This window comes from Vibrio sp. T3Y01, from assembly GCF_013114525.1.
Classification (GTDB): Bacteria; Pseudomonadota; Gammaproteobacteria; order Enterobacterales; family Vibrionaceae; genus Vibrio; species Vibrio chagasii_B.
Window position 1 is genome coordinate 57,544 of the sequence record NZ_VTXJ01000010.1, and the last position, 23,444, is coordinate 80,987.

The 23,444-nt window shown below is 44.4% G+C and carries 21 protein-coding genes; 8 read left to right on the forward strand and 13 right to left on the reverse strand.

Annotated elements, in window-relative coordinates:
• Nucleotides 1-67 precede the first annotated feature (67 nt).
• From F0232_RS12805 to F0232_RS12825, 5 genes are all read right to left on the reverse strand, one after another.
• Nucleotides 68-1,777, reverse strand: coding sequence for a putative 2-aminoethylphosphonate ABC transporter permease subunit (locus tag F0232_RS12805; RefSeq protein ID WP_171750833.1), 1,710 nt, complete (start codon nucleotides 1,775-1,777; stop codon nucleotides 68-70).
• A gap of 21 nt (nucleotides 1,778-1,798) precedes the next feature.
• Nucleotides 1,799-2,908 carry a putative 2-aminoethylphosphonate ABC transporter ATP-binding protein gene (locus F0232_RS12810; protein ID WP_105058007.1) on the reverse strand — a complete coding sequence of 370 codons (1,110 nt, stop codon included), beginning with the start codon at nucleotides 2,906-2,908 and terminating at the stop codon, nucleotides 1,799-1,801.
• A 274-nt stretch (nucleotides 2,909-3,182) separates the two neighbouring features.
• A complete protein-coding gene (locus F0232_RS12815; RefSeq protein WP_105058006.1) occupies nucleotides 3,183-3,836 on the reverse strand; it encodes an HAD-IB family hydrolase in 654 nt (217 codons plus the stop codon).
• A 97-nt stretch (nucleotides 3,837-3,933) separates the two neighbouring features.
• Nucleotides 3,934-5,352 carry an FAD-dependent oxidoreductase gene (locus F0232_RS12820; RefSeq protein WP_105058005.1) on the reverse strand — a complete coding sequence of 473 codons (1,419 nt, stop codon included), beginning with the start codon at nucleotides 5,350-5,352 and terminating at the stop codon, nucleotides 3,934-3,936.
• 120 nt (nucleotides 5,353-5,472) lie between these two features.
• Nucleotides 5,473-6,483 carry a putative 2-aminoethylphosphonate ABC transporter substrate-binding protein gene (locus tag F0232_RS12825; RefSeq protein WP_105058004.1) on the reverse strand — a complete coding sequence of 337 codons (1,011 nt, stop codon included), beginning with the start codon at nucleotides 6,481-6,483 and terminating at the stop codon, nucleotides 5,473-5,475.
• A 351-nt stretch (nucleotides 6,484-6,834) separates the two neighbouring features.
• Here F0232_RS12825 and phnW point away from each other — a divergent pair, with 351 nt between their 5' ends.
• The 4 genes from phnW to F0232_RS12845 all read left to right on the forward strand — a co-directional run bounded on the left by phnW (nucleotide 6,835) and on the right by F0232_RS12845 (nucleotide 11,660).
• Complete coding sequence (phnW, locus tag F0232_RS12830; protein WP_105058003.1) at nucleotides 6,835-7,938, forward strand: 2-aminoethylphosphonate--pyruvate transaminase; 1,104 nt, start codon at nucleotides 6,835-6,837, stop codon at nucleotides 7,936-7,938.
• A complete protein-coding gene (locus F0232_RS12835; protein WP_105058002.1) occupies nucleotides 7,938-9,359 on the forward strand; it encodes an aspartate aminotransferase family protein in 1,422 nt (473 codons plus the stop codon). Before phnW ends, F0232_RS12835 begins: the two co-directional genes overlap by 1 nt.
• Before the next feature lie 84 nt (nucleotides 9,360-9,443).
• Nucleotides 9,444-10,262, forward strand: coding sequence for a phosphonoacetaldehyde hydrolase (gene phnX / locus F0232_RS12840; protein ID WP_061031219.1), 819 nt, complete (start codon nucleotides 9,444-9,446; stop codon nucleotides 10,260-10,262).
• Nucleotides 10,263-10,592: 330 nt separating this feature from the next.
• Nucleotides 10,593-11,660 (forward strand): OmpA family protein, encoded by a 1,068-nt coding sequence (locus F0232_RS12845; protein ID WP_105058001.1) that lies wholly within the window; start codon nucleotides 10,593-10,595, stop codon nucleotides 11,658-11,660.
• A gap of 138 nt (nucleotides 11,661-11,798) precedes the next feature.
• Here F0232_RS12845 and F0232_RS12850 read toward each other — a convergent pair whose 3' ends face one another.
• Nucleotides 11,799-12,197 carry an OsmC family protein gene (locus F0232_RS12850; protein WP_017071630.1) on the reverse strand — a complete coding sequence of 133 codons (399 nt, stop codon included), beginning with the start codon at nucleotides 12,195-12,197 and terminating at the stop codon, nucleotides 11,799-11,801.
• A 202-nt stretch (nucleotides 12,198-12,399) separates the two neighbouring features.
• Between F0232_RS12850 and msrB the strand changes: the two genes are divergently transcribed.
• Nucleotides 12,400-13,542 (forward strand): peptide-methionine (R)-S-oxide reductase MsrB, encoded by a 1,143-nt coding sequence (gene msrB / locus F0232_RS12855; RefSeq protein ID WP_105058000.1) that lies wholly within the window; start codon nucleotides 12,400-12,402, stop codon nucleotides 13,540-13,542.
• An 83-nt stretch (nucleotides 13,543-13,625) separates the two neighbouring features.
• Here the strand turns inward: msrB and F0232_RS12860 are convergent, their stop codons facing one another.
• Both F0232_RS12860 and F0232_RS12865 read right to left on the reverse strand, forming a co-directional pair.
• Entirely contained in the window at nucleotides 13,626-14,993 is a 1,368-nt protein-coding gene (locus tag F0232_RS12860) for a TrkH family potassium uptake protein (protein ID WP_105023177.1), read from the reverse strand.
• Between the two features lie 25 nt (nucleotides 14,994-15,018).
• Complete coding sequence (locus F0232_RS12865) at nucleotides 15,019-15,675, reverse strand: TrkA family potassium uptake protein (protein WP_008217206.1); 657 nt, start codon at nucleotides 15,673-15,675, stop codon at nucleotides 15,019-15,021.
• 186 nt (nucleotides 15,676-15,861) lie between these two features.
• Between F0232_RS12865 and F0232_RS12870 the strand changes: the two genes are divergently transcribed.
• The 3 genes from F0232_RS12870 to F0232_RS12880 all read left to right on the forward strand — a co-directional run bounded on the left by F0232_RS12870 (nucleotide 15,862) and on the right by F0232_RS12880 (nucleotide 20,007).
• The gene (locus tag F0232_RS12870; RefSeq protein WP_105057999.1) at nucleotides 15,862-16,977 is read left to right on the forward strand and encodes a mechanosensitive ion channel family protein; all 1,116 of its coding nucleotides are present in this window, start codon (nucleotides 15,862-15,864) and stop codon (nucleotides 16,975-16,977) included.
• 105 nt (nucleotides 16,978-17,082) lie between these two features.
• On the forward strand, nucleotides 17,083-18,567 hold the full coding sequence (locus F0232_RS12875) for a mannose-1-phosphate guanylyltransferase/mannose-6-phosphate isomerase (RefSeq protein ID WP_105057998.1): 1,485 nt from the start codon (nucleotides 17,083-17,085) through the stop codon (nucleotides 18,565-18,567).
• A gap of 15 nt (nucleotides 18,568-18,582) precedes the next feature.
• Entirely contained in the window at nucleotides 18,583-20,007 is a 1,425-nt protein-coding gene (locus F0232_RS12880) for a phosphomannomutase CpsG (protein WP_105057997.1), read from the forward strand.
• A gap of 91 nt (nucleotides 20,008-20,098) precedes the next feature.
• On the opposite strand, the gene F0232_RS12885 is transcribed toward F0232_RS12880, so the two are convergent.
• The 5 genes from F0232_RS12885 to F0232_RS12905 all read right to left on the reverse strand — a co-directional run bounded on the left by F0232_RS12885 (nucleotide 20,099) and on the right by F0232_RS12905 (nucleotide 23,401).
• Complete coding sequence (locus tag F0232_RS12885; RefSeq protein WP_105057996.1) at nucleotides 20,099-20,506, reverse strand: hypothetical protein; 408 nt, start codon at nucleotides 20,504-20,506, stop codon at nucleotides 20,099-20,101.
• A gap of 180 nt (nucleotides 20,507-20,686) precedes the next feature.
• Nucleotides 20,687-21,739 (reverse strand): 3-deoxy-7-phosphoheptulonate synthase AroG, encoded by a 1,053-nt coding sequence (aroG, locus tag F0232_RS12890; protein WP_105023172.1) that lies wholly within the window; start codon nucleotides 21,737-21,739, stop codon nucleotides 20,687-20,689.
• 312 nt (nucleotides 21,740-22,051) lie between these two features.
• A complete protein-coding gene (locus F0232_RS12895) occupies nucleotides 22,052-22,267 on the reverse strand; it encodes a DUF3820 family protein (protein WP_004730103.1) in 216 nt (71 codons plus the stop codon).
• Nucleotides 22,268-22,279: 12 nt separating this feature from the next.
• Nucleotides 22,280-22,951, reverse strand: a complete 672-nt coding sequence (locus F0232_RS12900) for a DUF3313 domain-containing protein (RefSeq protein ID WP_105057995.1) — start codon at nucleotides 22,949-22,951, stop codon at nucleotides 22,280-22,282.
• Nucleotides 22,952-23,047: 96 nt separating this feature from the next.
• Nucleotides 23,048-23,401 (reverse strand): transcriptional regulator, encoded by a 354-nt coding sequence (locus F0232_RS12905; RefSeq protein ID WP_105057994.1) that lies wholly within the window; start codon nucleotides 23,399-23,401, stop codon nucleotides 23,048-23,050.
• Nucleotides 23,402-23,444 lie beyond the last annotated feature (43 nt).

Consider the following 23,444-nt stretch of genomic DNA (forward strand, 5'->3'; position numbering starts at 1 on the left):
TTAATTTCCTTCATTCTTATTCTTGTCGTCAGCCACTCCTTGGCCAACTGCAATCTACAATGGTTCGCTAGCGCTTGCGCCAAGCTTGGGTGCGCTTCTCAAATAACTTATTGATTAACATATGAATCAACTTCGCACTCGCTGCAGATATCATGATCATTACCGCCATGGCTGCTGCTGCACCGGTTTGCCCCGCGTCGTCCATATTCAGTACTGAAACTGACGCAGGTATCGTATCGGTAGAATACAAGAATACTACCGCAGATGTGGTGGTAAGTGCATTAATAAACAGGTATGTCGCAATATCTAAAATCGCAGGCAGGCAAACTGGTACCGTTACTTTAAAGAACAACTTGTATTGCGGTAGGTTTACCGAGGCTGCAGTGGCTTCAATTTCTGCAGGCAGCTGCTTCAATGCAGTTAATGCCGTCATGTGCCCAACCGTGTAATAGTGAACCACGGTATTGATAACCAAGAACGCCATTGTGCCATATAAGAAGTTAAGTGGATTACTCAAATCATTGAAGTAGAAGATGTAGCCCAAACCCAGTACCATCCCAGGAACGGCCATTGGCACAACACTGAGCATCTGCATCGCCTGACGAACAGGACCAAATGCTCTGCCCTTCTCAATGCAGTACGCACCTAAGAAAATCAATACGGTACCGATAATGGCAGTCCATGCGCCTAGCGTTAGTGAGTTGAAGAATGGAGTCCAACCATAGGTACTCATCTCAGCAAAGTTGTAGTTGTTCAATGTCAGCGCTTTGTTCCAAGGCCAAAAGGTGACCATAGAGCCGTATACCGCCATACCAAGCACGATCACCACAGCTGCTGATATCACAGCACAATACAGGAAACATGCTCCATCACGCAGTGGGCTTGGCTCTGGTTGGTAAGCTACAGAGCGGGTATCAAATAAGCTCTTCTGCTTCTTTTGAACCCAGCGGTCCACCGTAAATGCAAGCAATGCAGGCAATAACAACAAAATACTGGTTACTGCACCCATTGAGAAGTTCTGCTGCCCTACTACCTGTTTAAAGATATCCGTCGACAAAACATTGTAGCTACCACCAATCACCTTCGGTACACCAAAATCACACACCACCAGCGTAAACACCACGATAAGCGTACTGATCAAGCCATATTTGGCTGCAGGTAAGGTAACCATGAAGAAGGTTTTGAGCGACGACGTATTCAGTGCACGTGCTGCCTCATAAAGACGGGCATCGGACGTTCTGAGTGAAGTGGTTAGAATCATCAAGGCATGTGGAAACGTCCAGAATATCAGGCCTAATGAGATGCCAATTAAGCCATATACCGAGTTGCCACCGAGGAGTTTTTTGGCAATGCCTTGGTTACCAAATAGGAAGATCAGACTGATTGCAGGAAGTAATGAAGGCGCAAGGATCGGCGCAGAGCCTAATACCTGAAATAACCCCTTAAAAGGCATACATGACCGAGTCAACGCATAAGCGTAACCAAACGCTAAAACACCAACCACTGTCGTTACCAACAAGCCCAACGTAAAAGTGTTACCCACAGATTGCCAAAGGCTTTGAGAAGCGAAATAGGTCGCGAAATTCTGTAAACCTACAAATTCACCATCAGCATTCTGAACACTTTTTTTCAGCATCGCCCACAATGGCATCAGAATAAACAGCGTCATGACTACAGACAAAAATGCCAACAGCCCAAATAGAATCACGTTGTCCTTGCTTAACCGAGCCAGTAAAGGCTGTACTCGTCGTTGAATTAGCAGCTTAGGTTGCATCATTTGAGTCGATTCCATGATTCTTTACGCCGCCTCGTCTTTCATCACTTGAACACTTTTCGATGGATAAGCTCGCAAGCCTTCTTGATCAAACGCCACGTAACGAATATCGCTACGGCGTAACTTCAATCGATTGAACTCTTTGACTGACACATCAACGATAATCTCTTTAGCGGTAGAGTCATGCTGCAATTGACATTCGACACGATAAAAAGCCCCTAGAAACTCACTCGAAACGATTCTGACAGGTAATGACTCATTAAAACGATCAACAAACTGAATTTGCTCAGGACGAACTGCAATATCGAACATATCCCCCTGCTTTGGAGTCAGATTGTCTAACCCAGGAAGTGGCAACATAGATTCAGCAATACGCATCTTGCCTTGAACAGCCACAGAGGCTTGAATGAAGTTCATGCTGCCGACAAACTCAGCGACAAAACGACTCGCTGGCTTTTGGTAGATCTCTTGAGGCGCCCCCACCTGTTCAATAACCCCATGGTTCATGACCACGATGCGGTCTGCCATAGTCAAAGCTTCGTCTTGATCGTGTGTCACCATGATCGTGGTGATGCCCAACTTGCGCTGTAATTGACAAATCTCATCACGCAGGTGTGTTCTTACTTTTGCATCGAGTGCAGACAGCGGCTCATCAAGCAGAAGTAACCCAGGAGACAAGGCCAGTGCGCGAGCTAAAGCCACACGCTGCTGCTGACCGCCAGATAATTGATTCGGATACTTTTGACCAGACGTTGGCAAGCCGATGGTTTCTAGCCAAGACTCCACCGTTTCGAGTGCTTCTTTGGTCGACATGCCTTGGTTTTTCAACCCGATTGCTATGTTTTCTTCCACCGTCAGGTTAGGGAAAAGAGCGTAAGATTGGAACACGATGCCAAAGTCACGCTTTTCTGGTGGTAAAAAGGTCGTGTCGCTACCATTTTGCTCAATGGAACCTGAGGTTGGTAAGTCTAGACCTGCAATCGCACGTAATAAGGTGGTTTTTCCACAGCCCGATGGGCCAAGGAAACAGACGAACTCGCCTTTTTCAATCGATAGGGAGATGTCTTTTAGCGCTGTAAATTGGCCAAATTGCTTTACAACGTTTTCAATATTCAAATAAGTTTGGTTGCTCATATTACAGCACTCTTTATATGGTATATACCAAATTTAAACTTTGAATATTTCAGTTGAGTGACAAATTTATAGAAGCTAAATGACAGTTATATTGCAGAAATAAAATTCATTCTAACTGAGGGTGGCGAGACCAAAACAAGTAATAATATTCAATATCTTACAGAAACCCACTAGTCCTCAAATAGGTATTTGGCGATGAAAGCCAATGTGCTTTTCACCGCCAAATATCAATGCTTGTTTATGGTTATATCTATTGTTTCTTCCAATACTGAAATCAGTAGATCGCACGCCATGGAGCAGATTCCAAGCGAGCGCTTAAACGTTCGTGTGGATTAACCAAGTGAGGGCGATCCGCCACTTCATATTGAGGTAAATCATTAATCGAGTCAGCACCAATTTGACTATGGTTGTGCGAAGGGCCGTGTTGCTCTAACCACTCATTCAAACTAACCACCTTGCCATGCGGATGACTCGGAAGCCCCAAAATCTTGGCAGAGTATTGACCCGACGATTCCATGAGTTCAATACCGACAACATTGGGAATATTGAGCCATTTTGCCACACATGCAGGAATGAATGACACAATGGCAGAGATGATCACCATCGGCTGCCCTTGTGTTGTTGACGACCAGCTCCTCTTTGCAAGATGAGGAAAGATCTTGCTGAGAACTTTACGATTAATGCACTCTTCTAATAAGGCACACACCTCTTGATAAGTTTTATTGGCTAGTGAGCGGGTTGCAAATTCAAGGTAAATATCTTCATCGAGAATACCTTGAACATACAGCGTCATAAGCCTGCGTTCTTCGTTCAAAAAGCTAGGTTCATTTGCCAAGCCTTTCTCAACCAAAAACTCATTCCAAGTCATGGCGCTGTTTCCATCCATGAGTGCTTCATCTAAATCAAATACATACAGCGGGGTCGTCATATCAATTCTCACTTCAAATCAAATTTAACTTCCAATTCAGTTGCCACTTGAAGATCGGATCTCGCTTAACCTGCAAAGCACAATCTACAACAAAGATTCACTCAACCTTGTCGGCTTTACCTGCCGCACCAGCTAGCTTTGCCAACTGCTTATCGAGCCACAATGGCGTGTTACCAGAATCTTCTGCGTTCTCTTTTCTTCGAACTGCATCACGCACCATCATTGCTCCTACCCAACGAAATGGCTCTGGCGGGAAATGCCCAAGCGGTCCGTTGGTTAATCCGCAACAGGTCCAACCGTTATCAGTACCGAGTGCCATGGACGACAATATCTTTCCGCCCATACGAGTTTGCGCAACACCATTACCTGAGTAACCGAGCCCATAATAGATGTTGTTTTGGCCTTTTAGATTACCGAAAAATGGCAATCCTGTTACTGAGCGATCAGAGCCCCCAGACCAGTTGTAATCGAACTCACTTTGTTCCAATTTAGGGAACAATTTTTCGAACGATTGATTTAGAATCGACAGGTAGTTTGTCTTTTGGTTAAACATGCTTTCAACTTGATTGGCAAACGAGAACCTATTGCCACCTTTACCCAACATCAGGCGTCCATCTTGGGTGTCTCGGTAATAGTGAACAAAGATACGTGAATCCACCACTGCCGCCCCTTTCTCTGGGCCAAATTGCTGAAGCTTTTCAGCGATAGGCTTAGTGACAACCATGTCTGACGAAACAACCACAATACTGCGTTTAAACTCTTTAAAGTGATCGAGCATCCATGCGTTGAGTGCCAAAATCACTTTGTCGGCAAAAACAGAGCCACCTTTGGTTTGGATTCGAGCTGGGGCTCCACAATCAAGCGAAGTCATCTCCGTGTTTTCGTGAATTTCAACCCCTAAATCAATAGCAACTCGACGTAACCCTCTCGCCAGTAATGCTGGCTGCACACTGCCCGCGGCTTCTGAGTAATAACCTTCGATATGACGCTCCGATCCTGCTTTATCAGACAAAGAGCTGTCACACTTCTTCCAGCTATTGATACCCTGCTTAACCAACTCATTCACTACGAGCTCCATTCCACCTTGTTGTGCTTCATTGGTTGCCGTGTAATAAGTCCCGCTACGATACAAATGCGCGTCGATATTATGTTCGTTACAGAAAGCTTCGATCTCGTAAATGACCTTTTCCGATTCTTTTACCAGCCATTTTGCTTGCTCTTTTCCGTAGAGCCTCTTCAACGTGGGATACTTAGTCGACCATGTCAGCATACAGCCACCGTTCGCACCAGAAGCGCCGCTGCCACACAAACCTTTTTCAATCACCACAACATGCTTTTGAGGTTGCTGCTGCTTGATCAAAATCGCCGTCCACAGCCCTGTGTAACCGCCGCCAACAATAGCGATGTCGCAGTTAATGTCTTTTTGCAGTGGCTTCGCGGATTCTAGCCCCGCATCGATGCTGCCAAATTCCTTTTCTAGTGCTTGTTTGAACCAATATGAGTAGTGTTTTGTCATTTGTCGTACCTTACATAAAACCTAAAGGCGTAAAACTAAAAAAGGAAGACCGAAGCCTTCCTTTACTGATTTCTAACTTCTAATGAACTTAATAGTTAATTAACTGAGTAGCTCGATAGATTAAGATTTTGGCTCTGATTTAGCGTCAAACTTCTCAGACCATGTTTTCAATACGTCTGCACGCTCGCTGCCCATACGTGCAAAGTCCATTTTTGCCATGCTCTTTTCGACGTTAGGGAAGTTTTCAATTGTTGCCGTCACATCTTGGTGACCAACAACTGGATACATTTCGATGTAAAGCTCATTTGCTGCTTTAGAGATAGACCAATCAACCACACGTTGCGCAGCATCGGACGGCTTCACAAGACCTACCGCTTCAGATTCCCAACCAATACCCTCAGGTGTAATTACAGAAAGCGGTGCACCTTGAGTTTTCAGCTTAGCGCCACGGCTCGCCATAGAAATACCGATAGCGACTTCACCCATACCCGCTTGAACACATGGCTTAGAACCAGAATGCGTGTAGTGAGCGATGTTTTGGTCTAGCTTCTGCATGTAGTTCCAACCTTGGTCTTCACCCATGTTTTGTAGCCAAGCCGACACTTGCATATAACCCGTACCAGAAGACGCTGGGTTTGGCATCGCAATATGACCTTTGTAGATAGGCTTGGTTAGGTCATCCCAAGATTTAGGTGCTGGTAGGTTAAGTTGTTTCGCTACCGCTTCATTGAAACAAACCGCATTGAAGAATGCATCGTTGCCATACCAAGCTTGAGTAGATTGCGGATCGTTGAGGTTTGAGCGCAGCGCTTCTACACCTTGAGGAGTGTAAGGCTTAAGAATGCCCTCTTCTTTAAGTAGAGCCATTGAAGAACCCGCAAGGCCCCATACCACTTCTGCACGAGGGTTGTTTTTCTCAGCTAATAATTTTGCCGTCATGATCCCAGTTGAATCACGTACCCATTTGATGTTGATGTCTGGGTTTTCGCTTTCAAAAGCATTTTTGTACTTCGCTAAGATGTCAGTTTCAAAAGCGGTGTAAACCGTCACTTCCTGTGCCGCATAAGCGTTACCAGCTAATAGTGTGACTAATGCTGCAAGTGATCCTTTCATAAAACGGTTTTTCATCATTTTCTCCAGTCAGGCCCAATGCCAAGGTTAGGAATTGCCAAGGTTAAAGTTGTTAAGGCTAGAAGCTCCATCTAGAGGCTTCTATTTCCATAAATTCATTTAGGTTATTAGCACACACCTCCAGTTTGGTATGTACCAGATTTCGAGTATTAAGCTAACTGGCTTTTATGACGATTAAATGAACGAAAAATGGCAATTTAAAGATCGAAAACTTTCTCAAGACAAGTGACCATTTTTTAATATGAAGCTTTTGTGAAAATGATGTTTGGGCTATTTACGACCGTTTAAATTGGTTGTTAAAGTAGCCCTAAATACTGGTATAGTCCAAAATGAGAATCACGAGAGTTGAACATGAGAAACGAATACTTACTGCTGACACCGGGCCCTTTATCTACTTCTGAAACCGTTCGCCAAGCGATGTTAAAAGATTGGTGTACTTGGGATGATGAATACAACAAAGACGTTGTTGAAGTGATTCGTAGCAAGCTAGTGACTTTAGCGACTAAGCAAGCGGGATATACAAGCGTATTAATGCAAGGTAGCGGCACCGCTTCAGTAGAAGCAACAATCGGTAGCGTTATCTCTAACAGCGGTAAGCTTCTTATTGTTGATAACGGTGCGTACGGCGCTCGTATTGCTCAAATCGCGGAATACTTAAACATTCCATGTCATGTCGTTTCCCCAGGCGAAACATCACAGCCTGACTTGAACGAAATGGAAACGGCATTGGCCATGGATTCAGACGTTACTCACGTTGCGATTGTGCACTGTGAAACCACGACAGGCATGCTGAATCCAATTGAAGACATTGCCAAATTGGCAAAACAGCACAACAAAACCGTCATTCTCGATGCAATGTCGAGCTTTGGTGGCATCCCTATGGATATCGCTGACTTAGGTATCGATTATATGATCAGCTCAGCAAACAAGTGCGTCCAAGGTGTACCGGGCTTCGGCTTTGTCATTGCTAAGCAATCGGAACTGGAAAAGTGCAAAGGCCAAGCTCGCTCATTAAGCCTTGATCTGTTTGACCAATGGCACTGCATGGAAAGCAATCACGGTAAATGGCGCTTCACCTCTCCAACTCACACAGTGCGTGCTTTCTACCAAGCCCTACTTGAACTTGAACAGGAAGGCGGTATCGAAGCTCGTCATAATCGCTACCAAACCAACCAAACTACCTTGGTTGCAGGTATGCGCTCTCTTGGCTTTGAACCACTGCTTAATGATGATCTTCATTCACCTATCATTACCTCTTTCTATTCTCCAACTCATAGCGATTACCAATTCAAGGAATTCTATGACCGCTTGAAAGAACAAGGTTTTGTGATTTACCCGGGTAAGGTTTCAAACGCAGACTGCTTCCGAATCGGTAACATCGGTGAAGTGTATCCGTCAGACATTGAAGCTCTCATTGGCGCAGTGAAAAACGCTATGTACTGGGACATCAAATAATGACGATGGCCAATCAAGATTCTGTTCTAAAGGCGACACACTTTCGAAGCGAAGGCGATGTGAACACCACGCCAGCGCGTGAGAAATGGAACGAGTCGCTAAACGATGAGGTGACTCAAGCGATGTTAAAACGTGACTCAGACGTGTTTCTTCATCAAGCGATGTCAACGCCTTGCCTAGACACACTTGAAGCAGCCGAAGGCATCTACATTCAAGATGCGACTGGCAAAAAGTACATGGACTTTCATGGCAATAATGTCCATCAACTGGGTTATGGTCACCCTCACATCATTAATAAAGTCACTCAACAAATGGCGTCATTGCCGTTTTCACCACGTCGCTTTACCAATGAAACAGCCGTTCAATGTGCTGAAAAGCTGACACAGATCTGCGGTGGTAAGTTGAACCGCGTGTTGTTTGCACCGGGTGGAACGTCAGTTATTGGTATGGCACTCAAGCTAGCTCGACATGTCACCAACAACTTCAAGGTCGTTTCACTGTGGGACTCATTCCATGGCGCGTCACTGGACGCAATTTCAGTGGGCGGTGAAGCTTGTTTCCGCGAAGGCATGGGGCCATTAATGGCTGGCGTAGAACGCATTCCACCAGCCGTCTCTTATCGTGGCGCTTTCCCGCTTAAAGGAGGTAGTTCAGGCGATAGCAATGAGACGGCATGTGATGTTCACTACGCCGATTACCTTGAGTATGTGATTGAAAAAGAAGGTGGCATTGGTGCCTTCATTGCTGAAGCAGTGCGTAACACCGATGTTCAAGTGCCAAGCAAAGCTTACTGGAAGCGTATCCGTGAGATCTGTGATAAGCACAATGTCATGCTAATCATTGATGATATTCCAAATGGTATGGGTCGAAGCGGCGAGTGGTTTACTCACCAAGCGTTTGATATCGAACCTGACATCCTATGTATTGGTAAAGGTTTTGGTGGTGGCTTAGTTCCAATTGCCGCCATGGTCACTAAAGACAAATACAACACGGCAGCGCAAGTATCACTTGGTCACTACACCCACGAGAAAAGTCCTATTGGCTGCGCGGCGGCACTGGCTACGATGGAAGTGATTGAGCAAGAAAATCTACTTCAAAAAGTACAGGCGGACAGTGAATTCGTACGTGAACAACTGCTTCAAATGAAAGAGAAATACCCAGTCATTGGTGACGTTCGCGGCATCGGCCTGCTTTGGGGAGTGGAATTGGTCACTGACCATATCACCAAAAACCGAGCGTTCGATGAAGCAGAAGCAGTACTTTACCAGTGTCTGAACGATGGCCTGAGCTTTAAGGTGTCACAAGGTAACGTGATTCAGTTGAGCCCACCATTGATCATCAGTCGCAGCGAACTAGAAGTCGCTCTGTCTGTATTCGAAAAAGCGATAGCAAAAGTCTGCAAAGACTTTGAGTACCTTTAAACCATAATCTAACCAATAACTTAAAACAATCATTTGTCTCCCAGAGCAACTTGAGCTGGGAGAGAACAGAAATAGGACACGACTATGAACACAACATCACCTATCCAAGCAGTTATCTTTGACTGGGCAGGCACTATCGTTGATTTTGGATCATTTGCTCCAACCAGTATTTTCGTTGAAGCATTCAAACAAGGTTTCGACTTTGACATCGACTTAGCAGAAGCTCGTGAACCTATGGGTATCGGTAAATGGGATCACATCCAAGCGGTGGGTCGAATCCCTGCAGTTGATGCTCGTTGGACTGCTCAGTTCGGACGTTCGATGACCAGTGAAGACGTTGATGCGATTTACGCGGCATTTATGCCTCTTCAAAAAGCGAAAGTAGCCGACCACGCAGCGCCAATTTTAAACGCGATTGAAGTAGTGAATAACCTAAAAGAGAAAAACGTAAAAATCGGTTCTTGTTCCGGTTACCCACGTGAAGTGATGGATGTTCTAATTCCTGCAGCAGCAGATTATGGCTATCGTCCAGACAACGTGGTTGCAACCGATGACTTACCTCAAGGTGGTCGCCCTGCACCATTCATGGCACTTAAAAACGTAATCGACCTAGGCGTAACAAACGTTGCAGCCTGTGTGAAAGTGGATGATGCAGCCCCGGGCATTGATGAGGGTCACAACGCAGGCATGTGGACGGTAGGTCTTGTGTTATCAGGCAACGAAGCAGGATTAACTTACCAAGAATACTTAGATGCAGACGAAACAACACTGGCAGCAGCACGTGAAAAAGCCAGCCTTAAGCTAAACAAATCAAACCCGCACTATCTAATTGACACCATAGCCGATTTGCCTGAAGTAATTGCTGATATCGAAAAGCGCTTATTGGCTGGCGAGCGTCCTTAAAGACACTCACCTTCCTACTCAGGCAAGCTTCAGTACAAAACGAAAACCTCGCATTACCGATATAAGGTGATGCGAGGTTTCTTCATTTCCAACATTTGAGACAGCAATTAATTGACAAAAACGCCTGTAAATAGCACTTTGAATATATAAATCTTAACAACTTCATTGACTCCCATAAGCAATCAGACTAACAATGTATTAAGAGTTCCAAGATAGGTTCGAACTGGATCAACGCCTTGATTTACTTACATTTGCAGTGTGCCTATCAGTAAGAAATCGTTTTAAAGGACTGATTCAGATAACAATAAGAGTTAATCCAAGGATAAGATTATGAAAAAACTCTCAAAGATTATGTGTGCCGTCATTGCAGCTTCAGGCTTTGCTGCTGCTCCTTCCATCGCTGCAACCACTTATGTTGGTGCAAAAGTCGGGATGGGGTGGCTCGATAGTGCTTGTGTAGATAGTGTGAACTGTGAAGATGATTCAGTCGCCGGTGGTCTTTACGGTGGCTACAACTTTACCGATAACATTGCACTGGAATTAAACGCAGATTACCTAGGTGACTACGACACTAGTTTTAATTACAACGGGACAACTCAGCGCTACAGCGATTCCATTATTGCAATATCGTTGAGCCCAATGTACCGATTGGCGATCAAAAAAGAGTTTGATGTCTTCTTCAAAGCGGGTCCAGCTTACATCATGCATGACGATGAAGATGATGTTGTACTGGCTCTGGGTATCGGTGCTGAGAAACAGTTTTCAGACGACTGGGCAGTGAGAGTGGAATACCAATACTTCGATGATTTTGACGATAAGATCATCCAAGATCTAAACTCCAACCTTGTCACAGTAGGTCTTAGCTACAATTTCGGCACAGGTAATACAACCGCATCAGCGGCTGCAGCTTCTGCGGCGGCGGTTACTCAAGCACCTTCTGAACCAATCACAGAGCCAGAAACTGTGGTTGTTGAAGAGGAAGCTGAGGTAGTGGTTACCAAAGCGCAAACTGAGAGCTTCTCTCAAGGTACATTTGCGACTAACAGCACAGAGCTTTCAGACGAAGGTAAAGCCGCTGTACAGCCAATTGTGGAAGTCTTACAAACATATCCACAGTCTACCGTTAACATCGTTGGTCACACAGATTCAACAGGTGCTGCTGAGTATAACATGATGATCTCTAAGAAACGTGCGGCAGCAGTAGCAGCGTACATCGAAGAGCAAGGCATTGAGTCAAGCCGTATTACCGCTTCGGGTGAAGGGGAAGAAAACCCAATCGCATCAAACGATACGGCTGAAGGTCGTGCACAAAACCGTCGTGTTGAAGCAACAATTCCAAGCTTCGAGTACCAAGAAGACGTTCAAGTTGAAGAGGTTATCGTAGAGACAGTGGAATAATCGCATTCCGCCGCAATCTCGATATCTTCCTTAATAATAAGGGCGGAGCACTGATAAGTGCTCCGCCCTTTCTTTATCTATGTTTGCTCATAAGCCGAAAAGTATAATGACTCAAAGCCAAGCTATACGGCCAGAAGACTAGACTATTTCCCAGCTGTGCGTCATTTCTACGCCAGCACCTAGCATTAGGCACACTGAACAGTATTTTTCTAATGAATCAGCGCATACTTTTGCAACCAACTCAGGATCAAGGTTGTCACCTGATACTTCAAAGTGAATGTTAATCGCGGTAAAGATTTTTGGCGCGGTTTCACGACGAGTAGTTTCAAGTTTTGCGTTACAGCCTGTAATGCTTTGACCAGCAGATTTCAATCCATCCACCACATCAACGGAGCTACAACCACCAGCGGCCATAAGCACCATTTCCATCGGGCTTGGCGCCGTCGCACCACCGCTGCCATCCATAACAATAGAGTGGCCTGATTGAGATTGACCCAAGAATTTAAAACCTTCGACCCATTTAACTTCTGCTTGCATGCTGTTCCTTAGATGACCGATAACCGCCATCACTGTCTGTTATTTATTGTTAGTATCGACACCCTACTACTGGCAGCATTCATGAGCAAGATTTTCTCTGACACATATTTTTTTCATGAATAGTGCAATTTTTTCCATCTAAAACCTGTCTCTATTCGTACATTCAAAATCGAATGAAAAAGAACGTCAAGATGAGGTATCTATGAATAAATTATCTAAAATATTGGTATCACTCGTGGTTGCACTACCACTGATTTCGTTGTTTGTCAGCCAAACTGGCACTGCCAATACAATGGATAAAACGGCTAATTCAGGGAAAAGTGAAATCGCGACACTCGCGGGTGGTTGTTTTTGGTGTACAGAGTCTGACCTAGAGAAACTAAAAGGCGTAACAGACGTTATCTCTGGATATTCTGGTGGCGATCTAGAAAACCCAACCTATAAACAAGTTTCTTCAGGCAAGTCTGGTCACATCGAAGTGATCAACGTGACCTATAACCCTGATATTGTTAGCTATGAACAGGTTCTTGACCAATTCTTTCGACATATCGACCCAACCGATGACAAAGGGTCATTCGTAGACCGTGGTCCGCAATATCGACCTGCCATTTTCTATCATAACCAAGAGCAAAAAGACGTTGCTCAGAACTTTATGATGGAGATCGACAAGGCTCAAATCTTTGGTGCACCACTAAAAACAGAACTGATCAAATTTGAGAAGTTCTGGCCAGCAGAAGATTACCATCAAGATTATTACAAGAAGAGTAAGGTTCGTTATAACTACTACCGCTACGCTTCAGGTCGTGATCAGTATTTAGATAAAATCTTCGGTGATGATAGAAAGGACAACCCTAAAACACTACGTCAGATCATCGACAGTAAAAATGCGACAGCGAATGCTAAAACATACGTAAAACCGTCTGATGCGGAGATCAAAGCGAAGCTTACAGCACTTCAATACGATGTAACGCAAGAAGACGCTACTGAGCGCCCATTTGACAACAAATACTGGGATAACAAAGAAGAAGGTATTTATGTTGATATCGTTACCGGTGAGCCTTTGTTCTCGTCAAAAGACAAATACAAATCAGGTACAGGCTGGCCGAGCTTCACCCAACCAATCAACGAAGCTTACGTAGTGACAACCACAGACTACAAACTGTTGTACCCACGCACAGAAGTTCGTAGCCGATTTGGTGATTCTCACTTAGGTCATGTCTTCAAAGATGGCCCTAAACCAACAGGCTTACGTTACTGCATGAACTCAGCGGCGATGCGCTTTATCCCAGCAGATAAACTGGCTGAAGAAGGGTATGAAGAATACGTTGAGATGTTTGAGGGCTAAACATTCAGCAATTAACGCTATACCTATAACAACAAAGCCAGCATAACGCTGGCTTTGTGTTTTCTAATTCATTAACAGACGCGCTAGCCTGTTAGAACCGTGTCTTCTGGATACTTGAGCAGTGAAGGCTCTGGGCGAGCTAACATATACGCCAACGTCAAAGGACCGATACGACCAATAACCATCACAACAATCATGATGTATTTGCCAGGTTCGGTTAGATTTGCGGTTAACCCAGCCGTCAATCCTACCGTTGCAAAGGCAGAAATCACCTCGAACATGACTCGATCAAACGCGGCTTTTTCGGTAAGCATTAACAAAAACATCGCCGTAGTTAATAACGCCCCACTGACCACGATAATGGCCAATGACTTGGTTACCGCCTGCCATGTAACAGTACGTTTAAACATCACGACGTGCTTTTTCTGACGTAGGAATGTCCAAGTCGCGACAAAAGCAACTGCAAAGGTCGATACCTTAATACCGCCACCAGTTGAGGTAGAACCAGCACCAATCAGCATTAACACAATCATCACCAATAAAGCAGGCTGCGTGTACTGAGACAAATCCACACTGTTAAAGCCAGCGGTACGAGCGCTTGCTGATTGAAAAAACGCCGCCAGCCATTGGCCTTGAGTTGATAACCCTTCCATAGTCGCAGAGTTATTTCTTTCCAGTAGCCAAAATAACACTGTACCCACCAACAATAGAGTCGGGGTTGCGGTTAGCATGATCTTGGTATGCAAATGCAGATGCTGGAAGCCTTTGCGCCAGTTGCTAGATAAGTCACCGACCACCGTAAAGCCTAAGCCACCAAAAATGAACAGAGCCGCTAAGGTAAAGATAACCAATGGGTCGTCAACAAAGCTCATCATACTATCTGAGAACAGAGCGAAACCGGCGTTATTAAATGCTGATATCGCATGAAACAGTGCGTAAAAGCTGCCTGTTGCCCAGCCCATTTCAGGAACCCATCGGAAACAAAGCAATACAAAGCCAATAAATTCAGCCACTAGCGCAAAGATGATGATCTTCTTTACTAGCTTACGCAGGTTAATCTTACGATCTTGTCCCAATGCCTCTTTTGCCAATGCCTGTTGCTTCAAGCTTAACCGGACACCAAACATGTACAGAAGAACCGCAGATAAGGTCATTTGCCCTAACCCGCCCACTTGCATCAAGAACATCAGCAAGATTTTCCCGGCCAAAGTAAAGTGTTCGCCCGTATCAACGACCCCTAACCCTGTTACGCTGATTGCAGAAGTCGCAGTAAACAATGCATCTGTGAAACTGAGCCCTGTGACAGAAAAAACCGGCATCGTGAGTAAGATGGCCGAGGGAATAAGCACCGCCAAAAAGCTGGTCAGGATTATCTTAGGTTCAGAGCCTTTACGTGGCTTTTCATCTCTTGTGAGTGTGTAGAAAGTACCTTTTCGCTGAAACGAATTCATACTGTTACCCTATTACAAGTTCCCATTACCAATTACGTAGCTTTCTAGATAGGGTCTCTTTAGGCCCAGCGATGATCACCACATCTCCGATTTCTAAACTAATATCCAGCTCCGGTGCTTTAGTAAGATTAGGACCGCGCTTGAATCCAAGAACTTCGACACCTACCTCTTTGCAAAGCTTCAAATCGCGAAGTTGCTTACCCAAGAGTTTTGAGCCAATGACAATTTCAGTCATCGCTAAATCACTGCCAAGGTCAATAAATTCAAGAACACGTCTGTCTAGCATCTTACGCGCTACCCGAATTCCCATGTCTCGCTCCGGCATAATGATATGGTCAGCGCCAATTTTAGAAAGGATCTTGCCGTGGAACTTATCATTCGCCTTAACCCAAACGGTTTTAGCCCCCGACTCTTTCACGACCAGAGTAGTCAAAATACTCGAGTTCACATCAGAACCAATCGAAACCATTACCATATCGTACTCGTCGAGCCTTAGCTCTTTAACCGTCTCTTCACTCGTACAGTTAGCAACAATCGCTTGTGAAACAATGGCCGCGGCTTCTTTCACTCGCTCTTCATCAATATCGACGGCTAATACCTGCGCCCCAGAACTTTGCAGCTCTTTACACACAGATAAACCAAAACGCCCTAAACCGATAACTGCATATTGTTTGTCGCTCATTTGAAATCCTGTTTAGAAATTTAAATAACACGGGATAGTCAAACCTACATTAGTTTCTATCTCAAAAAAAGTTAGTTCTGCAATAATAAGGTTATACTATTGTCATAATCGCTTGATTTATAAAGGTAGAGAACAACTCGAGTTTCTGCTAATTTCCAATTCATAATTTCTGCGGCAGCACACACAATGAATGAATTCTTAACCCAAGTACAAACCTACATTAACCAGAGCCATACTGATTGGGCCAACAGTGTCTTATTCATCACTATTGCGAGTTTTCTCGCTTGGGTAGCTTGGCGAATTATCCACAATCGCTTAGAAATTCTGGTACAGAAAACCCCTTTTCACTGGGATGACCTGCTACTAGCAGCACTGAAAACTCCAGTCAGTACGTTACTTTGGTGTTGGCCGGCGACTGTCTCTATTGGGTTGATCCTTCAAGACCAGTTTGGCAACGAAATCAACTGGTTAAAAACACTAAAACACATTTTAATCATATGCACTTTCGTTTGGTTCACCTTGCGAATGATCACCAATACTGAAACGTACGTCTTAGAACAGAAAAACAGAGATGAAACGACAGTACAAGCGATCGCAAAAGTAGCTCGCCTATTCTTTATGGTCATGGGTGGCCTGACGATCATGCAAGCATTCGGTCTTAGCCTATCAGGCTTGCTGACCTTTGGTGGTGTGGGTGGTTTGATTGTAGGTTTGGCAGCAAAAGATCTACTCTCGAACTTCTTTGGCGGCATGATGATCTACTTCGACCGACCTTTTAAAGTCGGTGATTGGATTCGCTCTCCTGACCGTCAAATCGAAGGTACCGTCGAACGTATTGGCTGGCGCATGACCATCATTCGTACATTCGATAAACGCCCACTGTACGTGCCAAACTCAGTATTCAGTAACATTGTGGTGGAAAACCCATCGCGAATGCTAAACCGTCGAATTAATGAAACCTTTGGGCTTCGTTACGAAGATGCGAGCAAGTTAGCTGTTATCGTGGATGACGTAAAAGCCATGCTTGAAACGCACCCAGACATCGATGCTAAGCAGACGCTCATCGTGAACTTCGATAAGTTTGGCCCATCAACGCTGAACTTCTTTATCTACACCTTCACTAAAACCGTCAACTGGGTGAGATACCATGAAGTGAAACAAGATGTACTACTGCAGGTACTGGCGATTATTCATAAGCACAATGCGGATATCGCTTTCCCAACACAAACACTCAAAATCGACCCACAAGGTTTTAGCGAAGTTCAAGATATGGCTATTTCGAATTCATCAGGTCATCAATAAACAGCGTATCTACTGTTTATAGGTAACTAAATGGGTTATCGATAATTAAAAAGAGTGAAGCGTGGTAACATGGCGCCAGTATTTTAATGCACCCAGTACCACGCTATGATTTTACCTGTCATTCTAGCTGGCGGCTCTGGTAGCCGCCTCTGGCCACTGTCTCGCGAGCTTTACCCAAAGCAGTTCCTCAATATTGCTGGCGAACAATCGATGCTCCAGCAAACCCTTATACGCCTACAAGGTCTTGAAGCGCACTTGAGTAATGCAGAATGTGCGGCTCCCTTCATTATCTGTAATGAAGAGCACCGCTTTATTGCTGCGGAACAGGCTCGCTCAGCCAACATCCAACACAGTGGTATTTTGCTAGAACCTGTCGGAAGAAACACAGCTCCCGCCATCGCACTCGCTGCATTACAGGCTTTAAATCACACCAGATGTAACCAACAAAATGAGTCAGATCCAATATTATTGGTACTGGCTGCTGATCATCACATCGCTAAAACAGCAGAATTTCAGCAAACGGTGGCGAGAGGTGTTGAATACGCAAAACATGGTAAACTGGTTACTTTTGGGATTACTCCAAGCGCACCAGAAACTGGCTATGGTTATATAAAACAAGGAGCTCCACTCTCCCACCATGCTTTTGCCATTGAATGTTTCGTTGAAAAGCCAGATCTAGCCACCGCAGAACAATACGTTAATTCGGGCCAATACCTCTGGAACAGCGGTATGTTCATGTTTAAAGCCTCACGCTACTTAGAAGAGCTAGCAAAACATCATCCACAGATCCTTGAGGCCTGTAAAAGCGCTCTCGAAAAACAAAATACTGACCTCGACTTTATCCGTATTGACGCTGAAGCATTCAAAAGCAGTCCAAGTGACTCTATCGACTATGCCGTGATGGAACAAACGTCAGATGCTGCGGTAATTTCGATGGATGTTGGTTGGAATGATATTGGCTCGTGGTCTGCGATTTGGGATGTCAGTGATAAAGATGAACACAACAATGTGATTGAAGGCGATGTGTTAACGGTCGATTCTCAGCACAACTACATCCACGCTGAAAACAAACTGGTTGCGACTGTAGGTGTCGAAAATCTCATTATTGTCGAAACAAAAGACGCCATACTCGTCGCGAACAAAGACAAAGTTCAAGGCGTGAAATCGATAGTCAGCCAGCTGAATCAAGCAAATCGCACAGAACATGTTCATCACCGCGAAGTGTTTAGACCTTGGGGTAAATACGATGTAATTGACCTAGGCAAACGAGACAAGGTTAAACGCATCACTGTAAAACCCGGTCACAAGTTATCCCTACAGATGCATCACCATAGAGCAGAACACTGGGTTGTTGTAGCAGGTGTTGCGAAGGTGACCAATGATGAGAAAACCTATCTCGTTGAAGAAGACCAATCCACTTATATTCCGCTAGGACACATACATAGCCTAGAAAATCCAGGGGACGCTCCACTCGAAATGATCGAAGTACAAACCGGTAGCCATTTGAGTGAAGACGACATTATTCGATATCAAGATAGTTACGGGCGAAGCGAACAACCTAGCTCACCTCAAATCAACAAATCGAACTAAAGCAGCGACGATAGAATGAAACAGAATTTAGATCTCAGCTGCTTTAAAAATAACGATATCCGAGGAATCATTGGTAAACAAATCAATGAGCGCCTAGCTTACCTGCTTGGTATAGCATTTGGCGAATATGTCCTTGCAGAAACATCTAAAACGTCATTCGATGAGCTGGCTCAAGTAGTCATTGGTCGTGATAATCGTGAAACCTCATTGCCACTGCAGAAAGCGATGACCAAGGGTTTGATTGAATCAAGGATCAACGTGGTAGATCTCGGCATGACAGGCACAGAAGAAGTCTACTTTGCAACTCGCCACCTACAAGCTATTGGCGGAGTTCAGGTTACGGCAAGCCACAATCCAATCAATTACAACGGCATGAAGCTAGTTGGTCTAGACGCTAATCCAATCAGTAAAAACAATGGGTTAGATGTAATCAAACAGCGCATAGAAGTTCTAGAGCATGAGAGGTTCAGCGAACAACCGATCAGCCATGAACAAGCCGATAATTTCATTAGAACAGCCAGTATTCTCGCTCCTTATGTGGATCACCTACTCTCTTACATAAAGCCGTCAAAGCTATCAACGATGAAGATTGTGGTTAACGCGGGAAACGGCGTTGCCGGGCATGTCGTTGATGCTATAGAGAGCAAGTTCAATGAACTGAATGCTCCAATCACCTTCATCAAAGTTCATCACACTCCGGATGGGATGTTCCCAAATGGCATCCCTAATCCTTTACTTAAAGAAAACCAAGCTGCTACCCACGATGCCGTTTTAGAGCACTCCGCAGACCTTGGTATTGCCTGGGATGGTGATTTTGATCGTTGTTTCTTCTTTGATGAAAAAGGTAATTACATTGAGGGTTACTACATCGTCGGTCTGCTAACCGAAGCCTTCTTACTGAAGGATTCCAATGCAACTGTACTACACGACATGCGCATGACATGGAATACAATAGAGATTGCAGAAAAGCTCGGGGGAAACACTGTTGGCGTAAAAGCTGGGCACGCTTTGATCAAGGAGAAAATGCGAGAGCTGAACGCTGTGTACGGTGGAGAGATGAGCGCACATCATTACTTCCGTGACTTTGGGTACTGCGACTCAGGGATGATTCCTTGGCTACTCGTCATTGAACTGATCAGTAAGACTCAACAATCTCTTCATCAACTTATCAGCTCTAGCGTGGAAAGATTCCCCTCTTCTGGAGAGATCAATCGTAAGATAGCAGACCCAGAACAAGCTATCGCTCGTGTGCTTTCATGCTACCAAAAGCGTGCTGTAAACATAGATCATACCGACGGTATTAGCATGGATATGGGTACTTGGCGCTTTAACTTAAGGAAGTCCAATACCGAGTCATTTATCCGGCTTAACGTAGAAACCAAGCGAGATAAAGCCTTGCTAACCGAAAAGGTGACAGAGCTACTTAGCCTCATAAAATAGGTATTCCCTATTCTGTATTTATACACAAAAGCCGCAAATTACTGCGGCTTTATCATTTTGCTTTTGAGGTTCCCCTCACCAACAAACGCAATTATTTCAATTGGCGAGATGTATAGGTTTCGCTCTTCACGCCAGAGCCTTTGCGTTTTTTCATTGTTACTTTTACTGAGCGCTTTGCATCAGCAACATCATAGCGAATCGCTTGGCCTAAGAACTTATCGTTACGCTTGAGTTCTCTCGCTTCTAACTTGATCGTTTTGTTACCGCGGTTCACGTCACAACGGTAATCCCAATCGTTCTGCCCATCTTTCAAGCTAAGCAAGATACGCTGGTTACTTTTTCCTGATGTCGCTTTAATCCCACGAGGTTGCTTGTCGACCGCAAGTGCAAGACCAGCTTTACACAACTGCTCTGCATTAAAGCCTGTTGCAGCTTGTGCATTTGATATAGAAAACGTGTTTACTGCAATTAATACAACACTCGCCAATACTGCCTTCATTGATACGACTCTTCAGTTTATGGAACACCACACCATTTAACCATTCACTATACGATAAGTAAATGATTTTATGGAATAGCGAACCTTAAATTGAAACGTGTATTAAAAAGCCCTTACTCACGAAAGCGAGTAAGGGCTTCAATTGTCTAAGTCGTTCTAGAGAGTAATTAAGTCACTAATTTACTTGTTACGGCGAGCTTCAACTGCATCTGCCAGTTGACGAAGTACTGTTTCAGTATCTTCCCAACCAATACAAGCATCAGTAATTGACTGGCCGTATGTTGGAGCTTTGCCGTCAACCAAATCCTGGCGGCCTTCAACTAGATGAGATTCGATCATCACACCAAAGATAGCTTTGTCACCACCAGAGATCTGTGCGCTCACGTCATCCGATACGTTCAGTTGGCGCTTAAATTGCTTAGAGCTGTTTGCGTGGCTAAAGTCGATCATTACTTTCTGTGGTAGGCCTGAGGCTTCAAGCTCTTGCTTGATCTTACCAACGTGCTCTGCGCTGTAGTTTGGCTCTTTACCACCACGTAGGATGATATGACAATCAGGGTTACCAGCCGTTTCAACGATAGCTGAATGGCCATACTTAGTTACAGACAAGAAGTGGTGAGAAGCACTTGCAGAGCGGATTGCGTCTGTTGCGATCTTGATGTTGCCATCAGTACCATTCTTGAAACCAACAGGGCATGAAAGACCAGAAGCTAGCTCACGGTGAACTTGAGATTCCGTAGTACGTGCGCCAATTGCACCCCAGCTAATTAAGTCTGCTACGTATTGAGGCGTGATCATGTCTAGGAATTCACTTGCCGTCGGCATACCCATGTCTGTTAGATCAAGCAATAGCTTACGTCCAAGACGTAGACCATCGTTTAGCTTGAACGTGTCATCCATGTACGGGTCATTGATCAGGCCTTTCCAGCCAACGGTAGTACGTGGTTTTTCAAAGTAAACACGCATTACGATTTCTAGCTTATCGCCTAGTTCGTCACGCAGAACTTTCAAACGCTTACCGTATTCAAGAGCGGCTTCTGGATCATGAATAGAACATGGACCAACGATAACCAATAGGCGGTCATCTTTGTCTTCTAGAATGTTGTGAATTGCTTTACGGCTTTCAAAGGTTGTAGAAGAAGCAACTTCTGTCGCTGGAAACTTTTCTAAAACAGCAACAGGGGGTAATAACTCTTTTACTTTGTTAATTCTTACATCATCAGTCTGGAACATTGCTTACTTCTTCCTATTTTCTAACCTTGGGCTGAATGTACGTTATCTCACGTAACTTTCCATCAGCACATATCTTCTTGTTCCCTGTAACTTAACTAGTAAAAACGCCAGTTTCAATCACTATTTTAAAAAGAACGCAATTTTTTTTGTGTTTTATATTTAAAACACCCTGTATAACTTTATTTACACGCTATCGATTGCGCAATTTCAGGTAGACAAGGTTGATGGTTTTTCATCCACCACTTGTTAACAAATCTCCTCTACCAGCAGAAACAAAAAAGCCCACGTTGTTAACGTGAGCTTTAAAGTTAATTACATTCTTTTCAATGGCTTGACGACACTGTCGAGCCCTTCTATTTTTAGCGCGAGGCACAGCTTGAGCAGGTCACCTAGCTCACCAGACGGAAAGCCTTTTTTATCAAACCACAGCAAATATTCTTCAGGTAGGTCAATCAGTGTGCGGCCCGCATACTTTCCAAATGGCATCTGCATTCGAGCCAACTTAATCAGATTCTCTTTCTCTAGCATTGTTCGGTCTTTCTATGCGTCATCGATGTTCTGTAGAGTATCACCTAAACGTTCAACCCAATAGTTGATTGCATCTTTGGCGTCATCAAGTGAATCGATCATAGTTGAAAAGTCCTTATTTCCGGCTTCACGATCGATCGCTGCGAACAGTGGTGTGCCATCTTGAGCGTCACTCACCAGCAGCTCGACACTCGCACTACCAACATTGGTGTGCTCTCCTGTCGCAACTTTTGAGATGGTCGACATGGCAAGACCAAAAGGTAAGACACTACTGGTAACGGCTAAGATAGGATTTGGCGTTTCAACGTTACTCAATGCGATACTCAGGCGTAACGTTTTGCCCGTCGGCTCACCAACGATCACTTTGTGAGGTGATATTTTCTCTTCTAATCGGTTCACCATGTGGTCGGTAAGTTCCTGAATTTCTTCTTGATCTAACGAACCTTCTTCGGCAAGCACAAAGATTTGGTCAATGACGACAGAATCATAGTCATCCAACTTACTCTTCAAGCGGTCGGCGTCACGCAGCCCTAATCTTGCCCAAACGAGGTCAACTCCCCCGTCAGGGCCAGGCTGAAAATCTTCATAAGTGGTGAATTTGGTAGCAGTCTTGATTGGGCCGCCTGCACAACCAAACAAAAAGATGCTGGTTGCGACAAGCAAAAATAGTTTTAGAGGATTCATAGCGCACTTAGGTTGGAAGAAAAACACCCAAGTATGCTATACCATATGTGAAAAGTTTGTAGAAAAAGGGGCTATAACTCAGAGCTAACTCTAAAATTAGTTGTGTTGAACAGTGTGAGCATACTCTACGATAACTTGATTTCCTTCGATGTAAGCATTTTGGATCTCTCCATCAACACTCATTCTACTTTTCAGATAGACCACTTTAGGACCAGAGTCATTTCCTTCTTTAAGTGACGGGAATACGTTTCTCGGTTCCAAGTGAAGTAGACGACAGAAATGGCTCACAAATGACATAGTCAGCGGCGACTCCCCTCGCAACATATTTGAGAAATCAAGCTGACTCATTCCAAGCTTCTTTGAAAACTCCATCTGAGTGATTCGCATTCGTGATTTTTGTGACATCCACGTTTGGTACAACGCTTCTCTATCTTGTTCAGTGAATTCCATACTGACTCCTTTATATAATTCATACCAATTAATTGTCCGGTTT